Annotated in this window: 16 protein-coding genes and 2 tRNA genes; 16 read left to right on the top strand and 2 right to left on the bottom strand. The window is 44.1% G+C overall.

Annotated features, from left to right (window positions below):
* Window positions 1–53: 53 nt before the first annotated feature.
* On the bottom strand, window positions 54–1,502 hold the full coding sequence (dacB, locus tag PR767_RS04400; RefSeq protein ID WP_110731588.1) for a serine-type D-Ala-D-Ala carboxypeptidase: 1,449 nt from the start codon (window positions 1,500–1,502) through the stop codon (window positions 54–56).
* A 246-nt stretch (window positions 1,503–1,748) separates the two neighbouring features.
* Here dacB and greA point away from each other — a divergent pair, with 246 nt between their 5' ends.
* On the top strand, window positions 1,749–2,225 hold the full coding sequence (gene greA, locus PR767_RS04395; RefSeq protein WP_004907463.1) for a transcription elongation factor GreA: 477 nt from the start codon (window positions 1,749–1,751) through the stop codon (window positions 2,223–2,225).
* Between the two features lie 118 nt (window positions 2,226–2,343).
* On the opposite strand, the gene yhbY is transcribed toward greA, so the two are convergent.
* Window positions 2,344–2,637, bottom strand: a complete 294-nt coding sequence (gene yhbY, locus PR767_RS04390) for a ribosome assembly RNA-binding protein YhbY (RefSeq protein WP_004905914.1) — start codon at window positions 2,635–2,637, stop codon at window positions 2,344–2,346.
* A 135-nt stretch (window positions 2,638–2,772) separates the two neighbouring features.
* On the opposite strand from yhbY, the gene rlmE reads away from it, so the two are divergent.
* The 15 genes from rlmE to nlpI all read left to right on the top strand — a co-directional run bounded on the left by rlmE (window position 2,773) and on the right by nlpI (window position 18,979).
* Complete coding sequence (rlmE, locus tag PR767_RS04385) at window positions 2,773–3,402, top strand: 23S rRNA (uridine(2552)-2'-O)-methyltransferase RlmE (protein WP_004905912.1); 630 nt, start codon at window positions 2,773–2,775, stop codon at window positions 3,400–3,402.
* Window positions 3,403–3,450: 48 nt separating this feature from the next.
* A complete protein-coding gene (gene ftsH, locus PR767_RS04380; RefSeq protein ID WP_004907466.1) occupies window positions 3,451–5,460 on the top strand; it encodes an ATP-dependent zinc metalloprotease FtsH in 2,010 nt (669 codons plus the stop codon).
* A gap of 67 nt (window positions 5,461–5,527) precedes the next feature.
* Window positions 5,528–6,364, top strand: coding sequence for a dihydropteroate synthase (gene folP / locus PR767_RS04375; RefSeq protein WP_004907467.1), 837 nt, complete (start codon window positions 5,528–5,530; stop codon window positions 6,362–6,364).
* 4 nt (window positions 6,365–6,368) lie between these two features.
* Window positions 6,369–7,706 carry a phosphoglucosamine mutase gene (gene glmM, locus PR767_RS04370; RefSeq protein ID WP_004907470.1) on the top strand — a complete coding sequence of 446 codons (1,338 nt, stop codon included), beginning with the start codon at window positions 6,369–6,371 and terminating at the stop codon, window positions 7,704–7,706.
* A gap of 220 nt (window positions 7,707–7,926) precedes the next feature.
* Window positions 7,927–8,271 carry a preprotein translocase subunit SecG gene (secG, locus tag PR767_RS04365; RefSeq protein ID WP_004905902.1) on the top strand — a complete coding sequence of 115 codons (345 nt, stop codon included), beginning with the start codon at window positions 7,927–7,929 and terminating at the stop codon, window positions 8,269–8,271.
* 115 nt (window positions 8,272–8,386) lie between these two features.
* Window positions 8,387–8,476, top strand: a tRNA-Leu gene (locus PR767_RS04360).
* 59 nt (window positions 8,477–8,535) lie between these two features.
* Window positions 8,536–8,612, top strand: a tRNA-Met gene (locus tag PR767_RS04355).
* A gap of 252 nt (window positions 8,613–8,864) precedes the next feature.
* Window positions 8,865–9,317, top strand: coding sequence for a ribosome maturation factor RimP (gene rimP, locus PR767_RS04350; RefSeq protein WP_004907471.1), 453 nt, complete (start codon window positions 8,865–8,867; stop codon window positions 9,315–9,317).
* 23 nt (window positions 9,318–9,340) lie between these two features.
* Window positions 9,341–10,849 (top strand): transcription termination factor NusA, encoded by a 1,509-nt coding sequence (gene nusA, locus PR767_RS04345; RefSeq protein ID WP_004905898.1) that lies wholly within the window; start codon window positions 9,341–9,343, stop codon window positions 10,847–10,849.
* A 23-nt stretch (window positions 10,850–10,872) separates the two neighbouring features.
* The gene (infB, locus tag PR767_RS04340) at window positions 10,873–13,611 is read left to right on the top strand and encodes a translation initiation factor IF-2 (RefSeq protein WP_109912120.1); all 2,739 of its coding nucleotides are present in this window, start codon (window positions 10,873–10,875) and stop codon (window positions 13,609–13,611) included.
* A gap of 85 nt (window positions 13,612–13,696) precedes the next feature.
* Window positions 13,697–14,107: a 30S ribosome-binding factor RbfA gene (gene rbfA / locus PR767_RS04335; protein ID WP_004905894.1), complete on the top strand. Its 411-nt coding sequence runs from the start codon at window positions 13,697–13,699 to the stop codon at window positions 14,105–14,107.
* Window positions 14,107–15,060 (top strand): tRNA pseudouridine(55) synthase TruB, encoded by a 954-nt coding sequence (gene truB, locus PR767_RS04330; protein WP_109912119.1) that lies wholly within the window; start codon window positions 14,107–14,109, stop codon window positions 15,058–15,060. Before rbfA ends, truB begins: the two co-directional genes overlap by 1 nt.
* Window positions 15,061–15,172: 112 nt before the next feature.
* Window positions 15,173–15,442 carry a 30S ribosomal protein S15 gene (rpsO, locus tag PR767_RS04325; RefSeq protein WP_004905890.1) on the top strand — a complete coding sequence of 90 codons (270 nt, stop codon included), beginning with the start codon at window positions 15,173–15,175 and terminating at the stop codon, window positions 15,440–15,442.
* Between the two features lie 402 nt (window positions 15,443–15,844).
* Window positions 15,845–17,968, top strand: a complete 2,124-nt coding sequence (pnp, locus tag PR767_RS04320) for a polyribonucleotide nucleotidyltransferase (RefSeq protein ID WP_004907477.1) — start codon at window positions 15,845–15,847, stop codon at window positions 17,966–17,968.
* Window positions 17,969–18,061: 93 nt separating this feature from the next.
* Window positions 18,062–18,979, top strand: a complete 918-nt coding sequence (nlpI, locus tag PR767_RS04315; RefSeq protein WP_004907480.1) for a lipoprotein NlpI — start codon at window positions 18,062–18,064, stop codon at window positions 18,977–18,979.
* The last annotated feature ends 17 nt before the right edge of the window (window positions 18,980–18,996 follow it).

Genomic DNA, 18,996 nt, shown 5'->3' with positions numbered 1-18,996 from the left:
TAGAAATATAAAAAGGCGCGAAAGCGCCTTTTTAATATCTAAATCACGTATGATCAGTTTTTCTGATACAGATCTTTATACAAACGGCTTTCAAACCGTACTAATGGTACTCGACGAGTACGTTGCTGGTTTTGCGGTACTGCATAAGCAGAGATAAACTGCACAAAAGCAACACGCTGGCCACTGGCAGTTGTGATAAAACCTGCGAGATTATAGACCCCTTGCAATGCCCCCGTTTTGGCGGAAACTTTACCATTTACACCAGCTTCATCAAAGCCGCCACGATAACGCAATGTACCATCATGACCTGCAAGTGGAAGCATGGAGATAAAATCGAGCTGTTGATCATTTTTTGCGATAAATTGCAAGATCTCCATCATTGTTGCAGGCGTGATCAAATTGTGGCGAGACAGTCCTGAACCATCAACCATCACAGTATTGCCAAGATCGATCCCCGCTTTTTGCTTCAGTACTTGTCTTACCGCATCGGATCCTGAACGCCAAGTACCTGGGACGCCATAATATTCTCGACCGATAGTACGAAAAACAGTATCTGCTATCATATTATCGGATTTTTTTAGCATCACTTTTAACAAATCATGCAGTGGTTTAGATTCAGTTTTGACTAACACTTGTGATTGAGGCGCTGGGAATGTGCGCTTTTTCACATGGCCGGTGAGCTCAATACCCGCAGTGGTTAACTCATTTTTGACAATCGCCCCTGAGTAACTCGCTCCGTTTTGCACCGCAAAGGCAAGTGGTAAAGGCTCGCTGCGTTGGGTTAAACAACCTGTCAGGGTATAGCGGTTTAGTTCACCAGGAACGACGTCAAGTTCGCAATAGCGCGCTTCAGGGGAGCCTTTAGCTAATGTTTTGACTTCGCTGAACATATTGACAGGGTAAAAACTAGCCGCCTTAATGAAGGCATAGTCACCTGCTTTTTCTGCGGGATAAAGAGAAACTGAAAAACAGTTGCGGTCAATGATAGCAGCTGCAGGTGGCGCACTAAAGCATTGGGTCATATCATTCCAAACCCAACCAGGCGCTTTGTCATGGCTAGTAAAAGCAGAAATATCAACGACGAGATCGCCATCAACCTTATGGATCCCAAGCTGCTTTAACGCATTAGCCATATTGCGAATTTGTTGACGGGTTAGTGTTGGGTCACCACTGAAGCGGATCACTAAATCGCCAGTCAATGTGTTGTTGCTAAGTTTTGCATCAGTTTCAAAATTGGTGACAAAACGGTAATCAGGCCCCAGTTGTAATAGGGCAGCAAGAGCGGTCACAACCTTTTGTGTACTTGCAGGTAATGCCATTTGCTGTGCATTATAATCAATTAATGGGGTGCTACTTCCCACTTTTTGCGCGACCAGAGCAAGGTTAGTGCCATCAGGTAAATATTGTTTGTACTCATCAATAGGAATCGCAAAAACTTGCGTACTGGCTAAGGTAATTCCTAAAGAGATGATCCATTTTCTGGTTAAAGTTAATAATGACATATATTTCACGCATTAGGGTGGACATATAATACATACTAAAGTGTAATGCCCAAGAAAGTAAACGGTGACCCGTTATTAAGTCTCAGTTAAAATAGCGTACATTATGATAAGATAAATGAGTACATAAGTCTGATTGCGTTTTTTTACTAGAACACCCCCCGGTTTTACGTAGGTGTTCGGTGTACTGTTGTTACAAAATCAGGAAGATACTTGTTTTTAGATAGGATTGAACCGAGGTATTTATTAATGAAACAGATCCCGATGACGGTACTTGGTGCGGATAAGCTAAGAGAAGAGCTTGAATTCCTTAAATCTGTCCGTCGCCCAGAAATTATTGCATCTATTGCAGAAGCGCGTGAGCACGGTGACTTAAAAGAAAATGCAGAATATCATGCAGCACGTGAGCAACAAGGTTTCTGTGAGGGCCGTATTCAAGAAATCGAAGGTAAGCTTTCTCACGCTCAAGTGATCGATGTAACTAAAATGGTCAATAATGGTCGCGTTATCTTTGGCGCAACTGTGACAGTACTGAATGTTGATACAGATGAAGAGCTAACGTATCGTATCGTTGGTGATGACGAAGCAGATATTAAGATCAATCTGATTTCTGTTAACTCCCCGATAGCACGTGGTTTAGTGGGTAAAGAAGTTGATGACGTGGTCTCAATTAAAACCCCAGGTGGCGATGTTGAGTTCGAAATTCTTAAAGTTGAGTATATCTGATTCCTATTTCCCTGAATTGGTTATATTATTTCCCTGATTTAAAGAAAAAGGCCGCAGGCGGCCTTTTTCATCATATAAAACATGCTTTCAATGGCATTTTTATATAAATGATGGGAAATTATTTAGGTAAAATGATTTTGCGGTCTGCCGAAGGACGGTAGATAACAAGAATTTTACCGATGATTTGTACATTTACTGCACCAGTTTCGCGAACAATCGCATCAGCGATCAAATTTTTAGTATCACGGTCTTCGCCTGCGATCTTGACTTTGATAAGCTCATGATGCGCTAATGAGAGTTCAATCTCAGCCAAAACACCTTCGGTTAAACCATTGTTGCCGATCATAACAACAGGGTTTAAATGGTGAGCGAGACTTTTTAGGTGCTGAATTTGTTTTTTATTAAGATTCATTGATTTTTTGCTTGGTTAGTATTGAAAATGGCTTATTCTACCGCCATCTGATATCTATCACCATCAATTATATCTTTTTGATGGTAAAGAAGCAGCAAGTTAGGTGAAGTTCTTTTAGTATAGTTGGAAAGCACAATGGCCAATAAAAAACGTTCGGCAAGCTCAAGTCGCTGGTTGCAAGAGCATTTTAGTGATAAATATGTTCAGCAAGCACAAAAAAAAGGGCTACGCTCACGTGCATGGTTTAAGCTGGAAGAAATCCAGCAAGGTGATAAAATTTTTAAACCAGGTATGACCGTTGTTGATTTAGGAGCAGCCCCTGGTGGTTGGTCGCAATACGTTGTTAGCCAAATAGGTCATAATGGGCGGGTTATTGCTTGTGACTTATTGCCGATGGACCCAATCGTTGGCGTTGATTTCCTGCAAGGGGATTTTCGCGATGAAGCCGTTCTCGCCGCTTTGTTAGAACGCGTTGGCGACAAAAAAGTACAGGTGGTCATGTCTGACATGGCGCCAAATATGAGTGGGACACCAGCGGTTGATATTCCTCGCTCTATGTATCTAGTTGAATTAGCATTGGATATGTGCCGTGCTGTATTGGCGCCTGGGGGGAGTTTCATTGTTAAAGTGTTTCAGGGAGAAGGCTTTGACGATTACCTTAGGGATATCCGCTCCCTGTTTACGAAAGTAAAAGTTCGTAAACCCGAATCTTCGCGGGCACGGTCACGTGAAGTATACATTGTAGCGACAGGGCTAAAACTATAGTACCCTGAGCGTTATTTGTTAACACAGTTGTAATATGAGGTTAATCCCTTGAGTGACATGGCGAAAAACCTGATTCTCTGGTTAGTCATCGCAGTTGTTCTGATGTCCTTGTTCCAGAGTTTTGGCCCAAGCGATTCGAATAGTCGCAGAGTCGATTATTCTACGTTTATCAATGAGTTAGCCCAGGATCAGGTGCGTGAAGTTCGTATCACCGGTCGTGAACTGAACGTCAGAAAGGCTGATAATAGCCGCTATACAACTTATCTTCCTATGCAGGATGAGAAGCTGTTAGACACTTTGCTGAATAAGCATGTGACGGTTGTTGGTGAACCACCAGAAGAACCTAGCTTACTGACATCTATTTTTATTTCCTGGTTCCCAATGCTTCTGTTGATTGGTGTCTGGATTTTCTTCATGCGCCAGATGCAAGGCGGTGGCGGCAAGGGGGCGATGTCATTTGGCAAAAGTAAAGCCCGCATGCTGACAGAAGATCAGATCAAAACAACATTTGCAGACGTTGCTGGGTGTGATGAAGCCAAAGAAGAAGTAGGCGAAATCGTAGAGTTTCTGCGTGAACCTGCTCGTTTCCAAAAACTTGGCGGTAAAATTCCAAAAGGCGTCCTGATGGTAGGGCCTCCAGGAACAGGTAAAACATTACTGGCAAAAGCTATCGCTGGTGAGGCAAAAGTCCCATTCTTCACTATTTCCGGTTCAGACTTCGTGGAAATGTTTGTGGGTGTGGGGGCTTCTCGTGTTCGTGATATGTTCGAACAAGCGAAAAAAGCAGCGCCTTGTATCATCTTTATCGATGAGATTGACGCAGTAGGTCGTCAACGTGGTGCCGGTCTTGGTGGTGGTCACGATGAGCGTGAGCAAACACTGAACCAAATGCTAGTTGAAATGGACGGTTTTGAAGGTAATGAGGGTATTATTGTTATCGCAGCAACTAACCGTGCTGACGTACTTGACCCTGCTTTATTACGTCCAGGTCGTTTTGACCGTCAGGTAGTTGTTGGCTTACCAGACGTTCGTGGCCGTGAACAAATTCTGAAAGTACATATGCGTCGTGTTCCTATCGACCCAAGCGTAGATACTTTCATTCTTGCTCGTGCAACACCTGGCTTCTCGGGTGCTGAATTGGCAAACTTGGTTAACGAAGCCGCGTTGTTTGCCGCACGTGCAAACATGCGTGTCGTTTCCATGGTTGAATTCGAAAAAGCGCGTGACAAAATTTGGATGGGTGCAGAGCGTCGTTCTCTGATGATGACCGAAGAGCAAAAAGAATCAACGGCTTACCATGAAGGTGGTCATATGATTATCGGTCATTTAATGCCAGAGCATGACCCTGTTCACAAAGTCACAATTGTTCCACGTGGTCAAGCACTGGGTGTGGCCTTCTTCTTACCGGAAGGTGATGAAGTTAGCCGTAGTCGCTTGAAACTCGAAGGTATGATTGCGACAGCCTATGCGGGGCGTATTGCTGAAGAACTGATTTACGGTCGCGATAAAGTAACGACGGGAGCATCTTCAGATATTCAGTTTGCAACTAATACGGCACGTAACATGGTAACGCAATGGGGCTTCTCAGACCGTTTAGGCCCAATGCAATACTCGAAAGAAGAAGGTCCAGCGTTCTTAGGTCGTTCTTCAGGTAATGGTTCTGGAATTTCTGATGAAACAGCACGTATTGTTGATGAAGAAATTAAGAAAATTTTAGACCACTGTTACCAACTGGCTTACAAAACACTGGAAGACAATATCGATATTCTACATGCAACGAAAGATGCATTACTGAAATATGAAACTATCGATATGCCAATGATTGATGATTTAATGAATCGTCGTCCAGTTCGTGAACCAGCGGGTTGGGATGAAGATAAAAAAGTCAGTAATGTGACGGGAACATTTGGTAAAGGTGCGGCAAATGTAGCAAAAACAGCCGAAAAACCTCAATCTGAAGAACCTAATAACAGTGCTGAAGAACCAAGTAATACCGATAATAGTAATAATACTGATGAATCAAAACCATCAGATAATAACGACAGCAAACCACAATAAGCGGTCGTGAAATAAAATACTAAGACCCCAGTTCGCTGGGGTTTTTTTTCGTTAAGGAAAAATAACAATGCAAATCAAAGCGAGAGGCAGTGTTCTTGACTTATCCACACCAAAGGTGATGGGGATTTTGAATGTCACTCCTGATTCATTTTCAGATGGTGGCACTCATAATCGTTATCATGATGCGCTTGAGCATGTGGCAAAAATGGTTCAACACGGTGCGGCTATCATTGATATTGGTGGCGAATCGACCCGTCCTGGCGCCGCTGAAGTTTCTGTGAATGAGGAACTTGACCGAGTTATTCCCATTGTTGAAGCGATAGCACAGCGTTTTGATGTGTGGATTTCAGTTGATACTTCGAAAGCGAAAGTCATGGCCGAAGCTGCAAACGCAGGCATGCATATTATCAATGACATTCGTTCGCTCCATGAGCCAGGTGCATTAGAAGTTGCTGCGAAAACAGGTTTACCCGTTTGCATTATGCATATGCAAGGCCAGCCAAGAACGATGCAAGAAGCACCAAATTATGAAAACGTGGTGCGTGAAGTAAAAGACTATCTTGACGCTGAAATCACCCGATGCGTGACTGCAGGGATAGAGAGACAGCAAATTATCCTTGATCCAGGCTTTGGTTTTGGTAAGAACTTGTCGCATAATTACCAGTTATTGGCAAACTTAGAGCAATTTCATAATTTCGGACTACCGCTATTGGCAGGGATGTCACGTAAATCTATGATTGGACAATTATTAAATGTTCCACCACAAGAACGTCTCGCAGGCAGCCTAACTTGCGCAGTGATTGCTGCGATGCAAGGAGCACACATCATTCGAGTTCATGATGTCAAAGAAACCGTGCAAGCGATGCAAGTGGTACAGATGACTCTGTCAGAAAAGGAAAAATAAGCGTATGAGCGACCGTAAATATTTTGGTACTGATGGTATTCGTGGCAAAGTGGGTGATAGCCCAATTACTCCTGATTTTGTTTTAAAATTAGGTTGGGCGGCAGGAAAGGTTCTTGCACGCCATGGTTCACGTAAAATTATTATTGGTAAAGATACGCGTATTTCTGGCTATATGCTGGAGTCCTCGCTAGAAGCCGGCTTAGCTGCTGCAGGTTTATCTGCATCTTTCACTGGCCCAATGCCAACCCCTGCGGTCGCTTATTTAACACGTACTTTCCGCGCAGAAGCGGGGATTGTCATTTCAGCATCTCATAACCCATATTATGACAATGGGATTAAATTCTTCTCAATTGATGGAACCAAATTGCCTGATGAAGTCGAAGAAGCTATTGAAGCTGAAATGGAAAAGCCGATCACATGCGTTGAATCAGCAGAATTAGGTCGTGCAAACCGTATTGTCGATGCTGCGGGCCGTTATATTGAATTTTGTAAAGGTACGTTCCCGAACGAACAAAGCCTAGCAAGTTTAAAAATAGTGATTGACTGTGCTAACGGGGCGACTTATCACATCGCACCAAATGTGTTTCGTGAATTAGGGGCTGAGGTTATCACTATCGGTTGTGATCCTAATGGGATCAACATCAATGAAGAATGTGGTGCAACGGATGTGCGTCAATTGCAACAAAAAGTACTGGAAGAAAAAGCGCACGTTGGCTTGGCATTTGATGGTGATGGCGACCGCATTATCATGGTTGACCACCTCGGTGAAAAAGTCGATGGTGACCAAATCCTCTTTATTATTGCTCGTGAAGCGCTACGTCAAGGCCAGCTAAAAGGCGGCGTAGTCGGAACACTAATGAGTAATATGGGATTAGAAATCGCTCTGAAACAGCTAGGAATTCCTTTTGAGCGTGCAAAAGTGGGCGACCGCTATGTCCTCGAAAAATTACAGGAAAAAGGTTGGCGCATGGGGGCTGAAAACTCAGGCCACGTGATTTTATTGGATAAAACGACTACTGGTGACGGGATTGTTGCAGGCTTGCAGGTATTAAGTGCTATGGTACGTAACCATATGAGCTTACATGACTTATGCAGTGGTATGAAATTATTACCTCAAGTGTTAGTCAATGTCCGTTTCAAAGGCCAACACGATCCACTACAAAGTGATGCGGTGGTTGCAGCGAACGAAGAAGTTGAAAAACAATTGGCAGGAAAAGGCCGTGTATTACTGAGAAAATCAGGAACAGAGCCGTTAATCCGTGTCATGGTTGAAGGTGAAAATGAAGCTGATGTGACTGCAATGGCAAACTATATTGCGGATGCTGTAAAAGCAGCGGGCTAAGTTATTATGGGTGAAGCTGAGCGATATTTTGATGATTTGTTGTTTTTTTCTGCAAATAATCAAATGGAATCAAAATAGACTTGCTTGTCGGCTCAGCTTTGGTTAGTATTCGCACCTGCTCAATCCCGTAAGAGTATTCTTTCACGGTCGAAATGAGTAGGTGTGCAGTGATAAAGGTCATAGCATTAGGCTATGCACCGCAACTGAATAGGTAACTCAAATGTATGTAGCTCTTTTAATTATTTTCTTGCTAGCGGCTATCGGGCTTATTGGTCTGATTATGTTACAGCAAGGTAAAGGTGCTGACATGGGAGCTTCATTCGGTGCGGGCGCTTCTGCAACACTGTTTGGTTCATCGGGCTCAGGTAACTTCATGACCCGTATGACTGGAATCTTGGCTGCTGTGTTTTTCATCATCAGTTTGATACTTGGCAATATGACTGCTAACAAGTACGGAACTGGTAGTGGTAGTAAGTGGGAAAACATTAGTGAACCTACAAAAGTCGAGCAACCAACAGACGTTCCGGCAGCACCAGCTACACCAACGAGCGATATCCCTCGTTAAGTGTGAAAGATTCCGAATGAAGGCAACTAATGCCATCATTAAGTAGTAAGCTCAGCGATGAGTGAGAAGTTAAAATTTGAGGTTATTGATTAACTATTGATAACCTCGCCTCAGTGCCGAGGTGGTGAAATTGGTATACACGCTACCTTGAGGTGGTAGTGCCTACAAAACGGGCGTACGGGTTCAAGTCCCGTCCTCGGCACCATTATTTTAGATGGCTTGTGATTTGCAGGTTATCTGTGTAGAATATGACACGTTTTCGAACGCGGGATGGAGCAGCTTGGTAGCTCGTCGGGCTCATAACCCGAAGGTCGTCGGTTCAAATCCGGCTCCCGCAACCATTTCTTATTCAACATACCTTGTCAGTATCTTAGTCTATAGTAGTTATCCGGTGTAGCAATCAAGTGCAGTTAACTAACAGCTCTCAAAATTTCTCATCGATTTCTCTAGATTTTACAGGTATAATAAGAATATGGTGAACCCGTGCACTACAGGGTCCAGTTGCATAAAGCCCCGAATTTCGGGGTTTTTTGTTATTTGACAATCGAATTAACTGGGCTTTTATAGCCCTTTTTTTATGTCTGGGGGTGGGCTTGTCCACATTAGAACAGAAATTAACAGAGATGATTTCAGCACCGGTGGAGGCGCTAGGCTTTGAATTTGTTGGCTTAGAGTTTATCCGTGGTCGCACATCGACACTGCGTGTCTTCATCGATAGTGAAGAAGGCATCACTGTTGATGATTGTGCTGATGTCAGCCATCAGGTCAGTGCAGTATTGGACGTTGAAGATCCAATTTCTGTCATTTATAACCTGGAAATATCGTCACCAGGGCTTGAGCGTCCATTATTCACTATTGCGCATTACGAGCGTTTTATGGGTGAAGAGGTGGCATTGACTTTGCGTATAGCAATGCAGAACCGCCGTAGGTGGCAAGGCGTTATTAAGGCCATAGACGGTGAAATGATTACGGTTACTGTAGATGGTAAGGATGAGGTGTTCGCCCTCGGCAACATCCAGAAAGCTAACTTGGTACCCCACTTTTAATAAAGTTCAATGAGGCAACTAGGATGAATAAAGAAATTCTGGCTGTTGTAGAAGCGGTTTCTAACGAAAAATCCCTCCCTCGTGAAAAAATCTTCGAGGCTCTGGAAACTGCATTAGCGACGGCGACTAAAAAGAAATACGAGCAAGAAATTGATGTCCGTGTAGAAATTGACCGTAAATCAGGTGATTTCGACACCTTCCGTCGTTGGTTAATTGTCGAAGAAGTCACAATGCCAACGCGTGAAATTACGTTAGAAGCGGCTCAATACGAAGATCCTGCACTGCAGCTTGGAGAGTACGTCGAAGACCAAATCGAGTCTGTTGTATTTGACCGTATTACCACTCAAACAGCTAAGCAAGTTATCGTACAGAAAGTACGCGAAGCAGAGCGTGCGATGGTTGTTGACCAATTCCGTGAGCAACAAGGTGAAATTATCACTGCTCAGGTGAAAAAAGTTAATCGTGAAAATATCACGTTAGACTTAGGCAATAACGCTGAGGCTGTGATTCTGCGTGAAGATATGTTGCCACGTGAAAACTTCCGTCCAGGTGACCGTATCCGCGGAGTCCTGTATGATGTTCGTCCTGAAGCGCGCGGCGCACAACTTTTTGTTACGCGTTCTCGCCCTGAAATGCTGATTGAGTTATTCCGCATTGAAGTGCCAGAAATCGGTGAAGAAATTATTGAAATCAAAGCCGCTGCCCGTGACCCAGGTTCTCGTGCAAAAATTGCGGTTAAAACTAATGACAAGCGTATCGACCCTGTTGGTGCTTGTGTTGGTATGCGTGGAGCGCGAGTTCAAGCCGTTTCTAGTGAATTAGGCGGCGAAAGAATTGATATTGTGTTATGGGACGATAACCCAGCTCAATTCGTTATTAATGCAATGGCTCCGGCTGATGTTGCATCTATCGTAGTCGATGAAGACAAATGTACGATGGATGTTGCCGTAGAAAGCAGTAATCTGGCGCAAGCCATCGGACGTAACGGTCAAAACGTGCGTCTGGCAGCGCAATTACTGAAAAAACACCGTGGTGATGACAAGTGGGAATTAAACGTCATGACCGCAGAAGAGCTTAATGCAAAACATCAGGCAGAAGCACATGCTTCTATTGATACATTCACCAAGCATCTTGATATTGATGAAGAGTTTGCCACTGCACTTGTTGAAGAAGGCTTCTCGACGTTAGAAGAACTGGCTTACGTGCCTATTAATGAACTTCTGGAAATTGATGGTCTTGATGAAGAGACTGTTGAAGTTCTACGTGAAAGAGCGAAAGCGGCCCTCACCACAATAGAATTGGCTCAAAAAGAGAGCCTAGGTGATAATCAGCCAGCAGAAGATTTGTTGAATCTTGAAGGTATGGATCGTACTCTTGCCTATAATTTGGCTACTCGTGGAATCTGTACACTGGAAGATCTTGCTGAGCAGGGCATCGACGACCTGATTGATATTGAAGGTCTGGATGATGAGAAAGCAGGTACGCTCATCATGGCCGCACGTAATATTTGCTGGTTCGGTAACGATGCGTAAACACTGTAGCAGGAAGGAACGGCATGACAGAAACTGTAAAAACATTGGCAACGGAAATTCAAACCACAGTTGATCGCCTGGTACAGCAATTTGCTGAAGCAGGGATCAAAAAAGGTGAGAATGACTCTGTTAGCCAGTCAGAAAAAGAAGCTTTACTGAGCCATTTAAACCGTGAACAAGGCGGAGTAGCGGGTCAGCCAAGCAAATTGACACTACAGCGCAAAACTCGTAGTACGCTGAGTGTCCCCGTCACCGGTGGCAAAAGCAAATCGGTAAATGTCGAAGTCCGCAAAAAACGCACTTATGTGAACCGTGATGCTGAAGAAGCAAAAGCGGAAGAGCAGGCGCAGCGTGAAGCGGAAGAGCAGGCACAGCGCGAAGCTGAAGAACTGGCACAACGTCAAGCAGAAGCAAAACGATTAGCAGAAGAAACAGCTAAACGTGAAGCGGAAGAAAAGGCAAAACGTGAAGCCCAAGAGAAAGCAAAACGTGAAGCAGCAGATAAAGCTACGCGCGAAGCAGCGGAAAGAGAAAAAGTGAAACCAAGCGAAAATCAACAAAAAGCAGGCAAAGCTGTAGAAAGTAATGCCGACAAACAACGCCGTGAAGCTGAAGCTGCGGAGCTAAAACGTAAAGCTGAAGAAGAAACTCAGCGCAAAGTTGAAGCAGAAGCACGTCGCGTGGCTGAAGAAGCACGCAAAATGGCTGAAGAAAACGGTGAAAAGTGGACTGCAGACACGAAAACTGAAGAAGATAGCGATTATCACACAACAACTTCGACGCACGCTCGTGCAGCCGAAGATGAAAGTGATGAGAAAGAAGAAGGCCGTCGTTCACGTAATCGTACTGCAAAAGCACCTCGCCAAAAGAAAGGTAATAAACTTTCTGAAAAAGCAGATCGCGAAGAAGAACGTGCCGCTGGCCGTTCAGGTCGCAGCAAAGGTAAGCAACGTAAAGGTAGTTCTTTACAACAAAGCTTTACTAAGCCAGCCGTTGCGGTTAACCGTGATGTGGTAATTGGTGAAACGATCACCGTTGGTGAACTTGCTAATAAAATGGCAGTAAAAGGTTCTCAAGTCATCAAAACTATGATGAAGATGGGCGCCATGGCGACTATCAACCAAGTGATTGACCAAGAAACTGCACAGTTAGTCGCAGAGGAAATGGGCCACAAAGTTATTCTGCGTCGTGAAAACGAATTAGAAGAAGCGGTAATGAATGACCGTGACACGGGTTCTGCACTTCAAGAGCCACGTGCGCCAGTTGTGACCATTATGGGTCACGTTGACCATGGTAAAACCTCTCTACTTGACTACATTCGTTCAACGAAAGTAGCATCAGGTGAAGCGGGTGGTATTACTCAGCACATTGGTGCTTACCACGTACAAACTGACAAGGGTATGATCACCTTCTTAGATACCCCAGGTCACGCCGCGTTTACTTCAATGCGTGCTCGTGGTGCTCAGGCAACGGATATCGTTGTTCTGGTTGTTGCCGCAGACGATGGTGTTATGCCACAAACAATTGAAGCTATTCAGCATGCGAAAGCGGCAGGTGTGCCAATTGTTGTCGCGGTAAATAAAATTGATAAACCAGAAGCAGACCCAGATCGCGTTAGAAATGAGCTGTCTCAGTACGGTGTTATTTCTGAAGATTGGGGTGGTGATACTCAGTTCATCAGCGTTTCTGCGAAGAAAGGTACCGGTATTGATGAGCTGCTTGATGCTATCTTGCTGCAAGCTGAAGTCTTAGAACTGAAAGCAGTATATGCAGGTATGGCAAGCGGTGTCGTTGTTGAATCGTACTTAGACAAAGGTCGTGGCCCAGTTGCAACAATCCTGGTTCAAGAAGGTACATTGAACAAAGGCGATATCGTCCTGTGTGGTTTCGAATATGGCCGTATTCGTGCAATGCGTAACGAATTAGGTAAAGAAGTTCAATCTGCAGGTCCTTCAATGCCTGTTGAGATTTTAGGTTTATCTAACGTGCCTTCGGCGGGTGATGAAGCCACCGTTGTACGTGACGAGAAAAAAGCACGTGAAGTTGCCCTGTACCGTCAAGGTAAATTCCGTGATGTTAAATTAGCTCGCCAGCAGAAATCTAAACTGGAAAACATGTTTGCTAACATGGAAGAAGGTAAAGTATCTGAGCTGAACATCGTTCTGAAAACCGACGTTCAAGGTACTTGTGAAGCGATTACTGACTCTCTAATGAAGCTGTCGACTGATGAAGTTAAAATTAAGATCATCGGTTCTGGTGTCGGTGGTATCACTGAAACTGACGCAACATTAGCTGCGGCATCGAATGCTATTATCTTAGGCTTCAACGTACGTGCAGATGCTTCTGCTCGTCGTGTGATTGAAAGTGAAAGTGTTGACTTACGCTACTACTCTGTTATCTATAGCTTAATTGATGAAATCAAACAAGCGATGAGCGGTATGTTAGCGCCTGAGTACAAACAGCAAATTATTGGTCTGGCAGAAGTTCGTGATGTGTTTAAATCACCGAAATTCGGTGCTGTTGCTGGTTGTATGGTCACTGAAGGCACCATCAAACGTAATAACCCAATCCGTGTATTACGTGATAACGTCGTTATCTATGAAGGTGAATTAGAATCACTGCGTCGCTTTAAAGATGACGTCAATGAAGTTCGTAACGGTATGGAATGTGGTATCGGCGTTAAGAACTACAACGACGTTCGCGTTGGCGATATGATCGAAGTCTTCGAAATCATTGAAGTTAAGCGTTCTATCGACGGTTAATTTTGTGGGAGCCCACGAAGTATCGTGATTACAAAATAGTGTTATAAGGGGGCGATAGCCCCCTTTATTGTCAGGAGATATAACGATGGCAAAAGAATTCAGTCGTGCTCAGCGCGTTGCGCAAGAGATGCAAAAAGAAATTGCGATCATCTTACAACGTGAGATCAAAGACCCACGTATTGGTATGGCTACTGTTTCAGGTGTCGAGTTATCTCGCGATCTTGCATACGGTAAAGTCTTTGTGACCTTCTTCAATATCGCTAATGATAAAAGTGAAGAAGAAATGGTTGCAGACGGCATTAAAGCATTAAATGAAGCATCAGGCTTTATACGTTCATTAATTGGAAAAGCAATGCGTTTGCGTATTATTCCTGAGTTAACATTTGAGTATGACAACTCTCTTGTTGATGGTATGCGGATGTCTAATTTAGTGTCAAATGTGATCCGCGATGATGAAAAACGTCGTGCGGATGTTAGTGATAAAGAGGAAAAATAATGGGGCGTCGTCGTAGCGGCCGTAATATTGACGGTGTAGTGCTGCTGGATAAACCCACGGATATTTCTTCAAATGATGCGCTGCAAAAAGTGCGGCGCTTTTTTAATGCCAATAAAGCTGGGCATACGGGGGCACTTGACCCTCTCGCAACAGGTATGTTGCCTGTTTGCCTCGGCGAAGCGACGAAATTTTCCCAGTTTTTACTCGATTCAGATAAACGTTATCGCGTCATTGCTCGTCTTGGACAACGTACTGACACGTCAGATTCACACGGCGAAATTATCAGTGAGCGTAACGTAGAGTTTACACAGCAGCAATTGGATGACGCTTTAGCGTTTTTCCGCGGTGATACATTACAAGTTCCTTCAATGTATTCTGCGCTGAAACATCAAGGTCGTCCATTGTATGAATATGCGCGTAAAGGAATTACGGTTGAGCGTGAAGCTCGTCCAATTACAGTGTATGAATTGCAGTTTATTCGTTTAGAAAACAATGAATTAGAGCTTGAGATACACTGTTCTAAAGGAACCTATATTCGTACTATTATTGATGACCTAGGTGAGATGTTAGGCTGTGGTGCGCATGTGATTTACTTGCGTCGAGTGCAAGTGGCTAATTATCCTTATGAGCGAATGGTAACATTGGAGCAATTAGCCGCTTTACGAGCAAAAGTAGATGCAGGTGAAGGGTCTTTTGAGTCCTTGCTTGATACTTTATTATTGCCAATGGATACCGCAGTCGTTCATTTCCCAGCTGTAAATATTACAGAGGAAACAGCGGCTTACTTTAAACAGGGGCAACCTGTAAGAGCTGCGGTTGAAGGCCTTGAAGAAGACGGTATGGTTCGAGTCACTTGTGGTACAGCGCAGCGGTTTATCGGCATTGCTCTGGTGAGTGAGGATGGACGTATCGCACCGAAGCGTTTGGTTGTGGAAAATGAACAGCCCGCGTAGTAGCGCTTATTGCTTTGCTGCCTTAAGCAGCGTAGAATAGCGGCGCTTAATCTTGAGATGCTAAATTAGAGATTGGCTCTCATCACTTACATTAATCATTTTGGAGTTTATTATGTCTCTAAGTAATGAAGCGAAAGCTAAAATCGTTGCTGAGTTCGGCCGCGGTGAAAATGACACTGGTTCAAGCGAAGTTCAAATCGCTCTGCTGACTGCACAAATCAACCACCTGCAAAGCCACTTTGCAGAGCACAAAAAAGATCACCACAGCCGTCGTGGTCTGCTGCGTATGGTTGCTCAGCGTCGTCGCTTACAAGCTTACTTGAAAGGTAAAGATATCGCGCGTTACACTGCTCTTATCGAGCGTTTAGGTCTGCGTCGCTAATCTTACTCTAGATAATTTGAGTTGCAGCTAGGCGACAAATGAGTGAGTTGCTAGGTATATACATCAGTATGTGGCTAGTACAAGTGAATGTAGTCAGCAACGTTGCAACTTGAAGTATGACGAGTAGAGTCAGTTTCAGAGAAAAGGGGCCAGAGGCCCCTTTTCTTCTAAAAGTTATTTTGAAAGTTGAAGTAATACTCGAATTATACTTAACTTAAATGCTAAGCTATAAGTCGTAGTAAGCTGTTTTATTAATGCCTCTTCGCTGCATCCGATTCGCGCGGCTAATGAGAGAGCTGATCACTGGAATATCAGTATTCTCATTAGTCGCGAGGCTGTAGTAGGAAGAGTAAGCCAATGCTCCCTGAGAATCTCAGGTAGCCTTACAAAAAGGGTAATATAGTGTTAAATCCTATTGTTCGTAAATTCCAATACGGTCAACATACTGTTTCGATTGAAACAGGTATGATTGCACGCCAAGCATCTGCTGCTGTTATGGTTAACATGGATGACACTGCAGTATTTGTGACTGCAGTTGCACAGAAAAAAGTGAAAGAAGGTCAAGACTTCTTCCCTTTAACTGTTAACTATCAAGAACGTACATATGCAGCGGGCCGTATCCCAGGAAGCTTCTTCCGTCGTGAAGGTCGTCCTGGTGAAGGTGAAACGTTAATCGCTCGTCTGATTGACCGTCCTCTACGCCCTCTGTTTCCAGAAGGTTTTTATAACGAAATTCAAATCATTGCGACTGTTGTGTCTGTTAACCCACAAGTTAATCCAGATATTGTTGCGATGATCGGTGCGTCTGCAGTATTAGCACTGTCAGGTGTTCCATTTAATGGCCCAATCGGTGCGGCACGTGTTGGTTTTATCAATGACCAATATGTTCTGAACCCTACAGCAGACGAGCTGAAAAACAGCCGTTTGGACTTAGTGGTTGCAGGTACTGATAACGCGGTATTAATGGTTGAATCTGAAGCTGATTTATTAAGCGAAGAGCAAATGTTAGGTGCGGTGGTATTTGGCCACGACCAACAACAAGTTGTTATTCAGAATATCAATGAATTAGTGAAAGAAGCGGGTAAAGAGAAATGGGATTGGCAGCCAGAGCCAGTTAACCAAGCTCTGCATGACCGTGTTGCACAATTAGCTGAAAGCCGTATGGGCGACGCTTACCGCATCACTGAGAAACAAGAGCGCTACGCGCAGGTTGACTTAATCAAAGAAGAAGTCACTGCAGTATTAGTTGCTGAAGACGAAAACGTTGATGTTTCTGAAGTTGCTGACATTTTAGCAAGCTTAGAAAAACAAGTTGTTCGTAGCCGTGTTATCCGTGGTGAGCCACGCATCGATGGCCGCGAAAAAGATATGGTTCGCGCTCTGGACGTTCGTACAGGAGTTCTGCCACGTACTCACGGTTCTGCACTGTTTACTCGTGGTGAAACTCAAGCACTGGTAACGGCAACGTTAGGTACAGAACGTGATGCGCAGGTTATCGACCAATTAATGGGCGAATATACTGACCGTTTCTTATTCCATTACAATTTCCCTCCATACTCTGTTGGTGAAACTGGTATGGTGGGTTCACCAAAACGTCGTGAAATCGGCCATGGCCGTTTAGCGAAACGTGGTGTGTTAGCAGTAATGCCAGACCACGCTGATTTCCCATACACTATCCGTGTTGTATCTGAAATCACTGAATCTAATGGTTCATCATCAATGGCATCTGTTTGTGGTGCATCATTAGCACTGATGGATGCTGGTGTGCCAATTAAAGCCGCTGTTGCAGGTATTGCAATGGGTCTGGTGAAAGAAGGTAACGATTTCGTTGTTCTGTCTGACATCTTAGGTGACGAAGACCACTTAGGTGACATGGACTTTAAAGTAGCTGGTAGCCGTGAAGGTATCAGTGCACTGCAAATGGACATCAAAATCGAAGGTATCACACGTGAAATCATGCAAGTTGCTCTGAACCAAGCAAAAGGTGCACGTCTGCACATTCTTGGTACAATGGAACAAGCAATTAATGGTCCACGTGAAGAGATCTCTGAATTTGCACCACGCATTTACACGATCAAAATTAACTCAGACAAAATCAAAGATGTCATCGGTAAAGGTGGTTCAGTGATCCGTGCATTAACGGAAGAAACTGGCACAACGATTGAAATCGAAGATGATGGTACTGTTAAGATTGCCGCAACTGATGGCCTGAAAGCGAAAGAAGCCATTCGTCGTATCGAAGACATTACTGCAGAAGTTGAAGTGGGCCGCATTTACCCAGGTAAAGTAACCCGTATCGTCGACTTTGGTGCATTCGTTGCGATTGGTGGGGGTAAAGAAGGTCTGGTTCATATTTCTCAAATCGCGGACAAGCGTGTTGAGAAAGTGACAGATTACCTGCAAATGGGTCAAGAAGTTCCTGTTAAGGTATTGGAAATTGACCGTCAAGGTCGTATCCGTCTTAGCATGAAAGAAGCGGTAGCAACTGAAGAATCAACTGCACAGCCGCAGGACTCAGCAGAGTAAGCTGACCTAACCGCGCTCTATTAAGTTAGGGCGCTATCAGCCTAAATTTGCTGAAACCATAATTTGTAAAGCGTGGTAATGTAAGGGCGGAGTATGTCGAACAGTATCTGTCTTCGGGTGAGAGATTATCGCACGTTACCGCGTGTGCTCTTGGCGCTTATCTTTTTTGTTATTATTGGATGTAGTAGCAAAGATTGGCGAAAGAACGAGGTATTTGCCGTTCCACTTCAACCTTCATTGCAACAAGAAGTGATACTGGCTCGTATGGAACAAATCCTTGCGAGCCGGTCTTTAACCGATGATGAATACGCACAGCTTTTATATGAGCGCGGTGTGTTGTATGATAGTCTCGGTTTAAGGGCACTGGCGCGTAATGATTTTTCAACTGCGTTAGCCATTCGTCCTGATATTCCTGAAGTTTTTAATTTTTTAGGAATATATTTTACGCAGGCAGGCAATTATGATGCTGCCTATGAAGCGTTTGATTCTGTTTTAGAGCTTGATCCAACTTACAATTTCGCGCGAATGAATCGTGGCATCGCATTATATTACGGTGAACGATACAAACTAGCGCAGGATGATCTGCTGGCGTATTATCAGATAGATCCAAATGATCCTTTTCGTACTCTGTGGCTTTATCTCGTAGAGAAAGACATAGACCCGCGTATGGCGCAAGATAATCTTGCCGCCCGCTACAACCAAGCGGAGAAAGGGCAATGGGGCTGGAATATCGTAGAATTCTATCTTGGCAATATCGATGAAAATACATTGATGGCGCGTTTGAAAGAAACGTCTACGGATAACACTTCGCTCGCTGAGCATCTCAGTGAAACTAACTTCTATTTAGGTAAGCATTACCTAAGTCTGGGGGATAAGGATAGCGCAGTTGCGTTATTCAAACTGACGGTAGCTAACAACGCTCACAGCTTTGTTGAACACCGCTATGCATTGTTGGAATTGGCGCTGTTAGGCCAAGAACAAGACGACCTTTTAGAATCGGGCCAGCAATAGCTGACGAACATTTCACG

The sequence above is a fragment of the Providencia sp. PROV223 genome (assembly GCF_028479245.1).
GTDB classification, from domain to species: Bacteria; Pseudomonadota; Gammaproteobacteria; order Enterobacterales; family Enterobacteriaceae; genus Providencia; species Providencia rettgeri.
The sequence above is the reverse complement of the archived record's forward strand: the minus strand, read 5'-3'. Positions and strand labels throughout refer to the sequence as shown.

Coding starts and splice junctions, on each gene's coding strand:
- rpsO (WP_004905890.1), top strand. CDS start 15,173: ATGTCTCTAAGTAATGAAGCGAAAGCTAAAATCGTTGCTGAGTTCGGC.
- nlpI (WP_004907480.1), top strand. CDS start 18,062: ATGTCGAACAGTATCTGTCTTCGGGTGAGAGATTATCGCACGTTACCG.
- nusA (WP_004905898.1), top strand. CDS start 9,341: ATGAATAAAGAAATTCTGGCTGTTGTAGAAGCGGTTTCTAACGAAAAA.
- secG (WP_004905902.1), top strand. CDS start 7,927: ATGTATGTAGCTCTTTTAATTATTTTCTTGCTAGCGGCTATCGGGCTT.
- rlmE (WP_004905912.1), top strand. CDS start 2,773: ATGGCCAATAAAAAACGTTCGGCAAGCTCAAGTCGCTGGTTGCAAGAG.
- truB (WP_109912119.1), top strand. CDS start 14,107: ATGGGGCGTCGTCGTAGCGGCCGTAATATTGACGGTGTAGTGCTGCTG.
- greA (WP_004907463.1), top strand. CDS start 1,749: ATGAAACAGATCCCGATGACGGTACTTGGTGCGGATAAGCTAAGAGAA.
- glmM (WP_004907470.1), top strand. CDS start 6,369: ATGAGCGACCGTAAATATTTTGGTACTGATGGTATTCGTGGCAAAGTG.
- rbfA (WP_004905894.1), top strand. CDS start 13,697: ATGGCAAAAGAATTCAGTCGTGCTCAGCGCGTTGCGCAAGAGATGCAA.
- yhbY (WP_004905914.1), bottom strand. CDS start 2,637: ATGAATCTTAATAAAAAACAAATTCAGCACCTAAAAAGTCTCGCTCAC.
- folP (WP_004907467.1), top strand. CDS start 5,528: ATGCAAATCAAAGCGAGAGGCAGTGTTCTTGACTTATCCACACCAAAG.
- infB (WP_109912120.1), top strand. CDS start 10,873: ATGACAGAAACTGTAAAAACATTGGCAACGGAAATTCAAACCACAGTT.
- dacB (WP_110731588.1), bottom strand. CDS start 1,502: ATGTCATTATTAACTTTAACCAGAAAATGGATCATCTCTTTAGGAATT.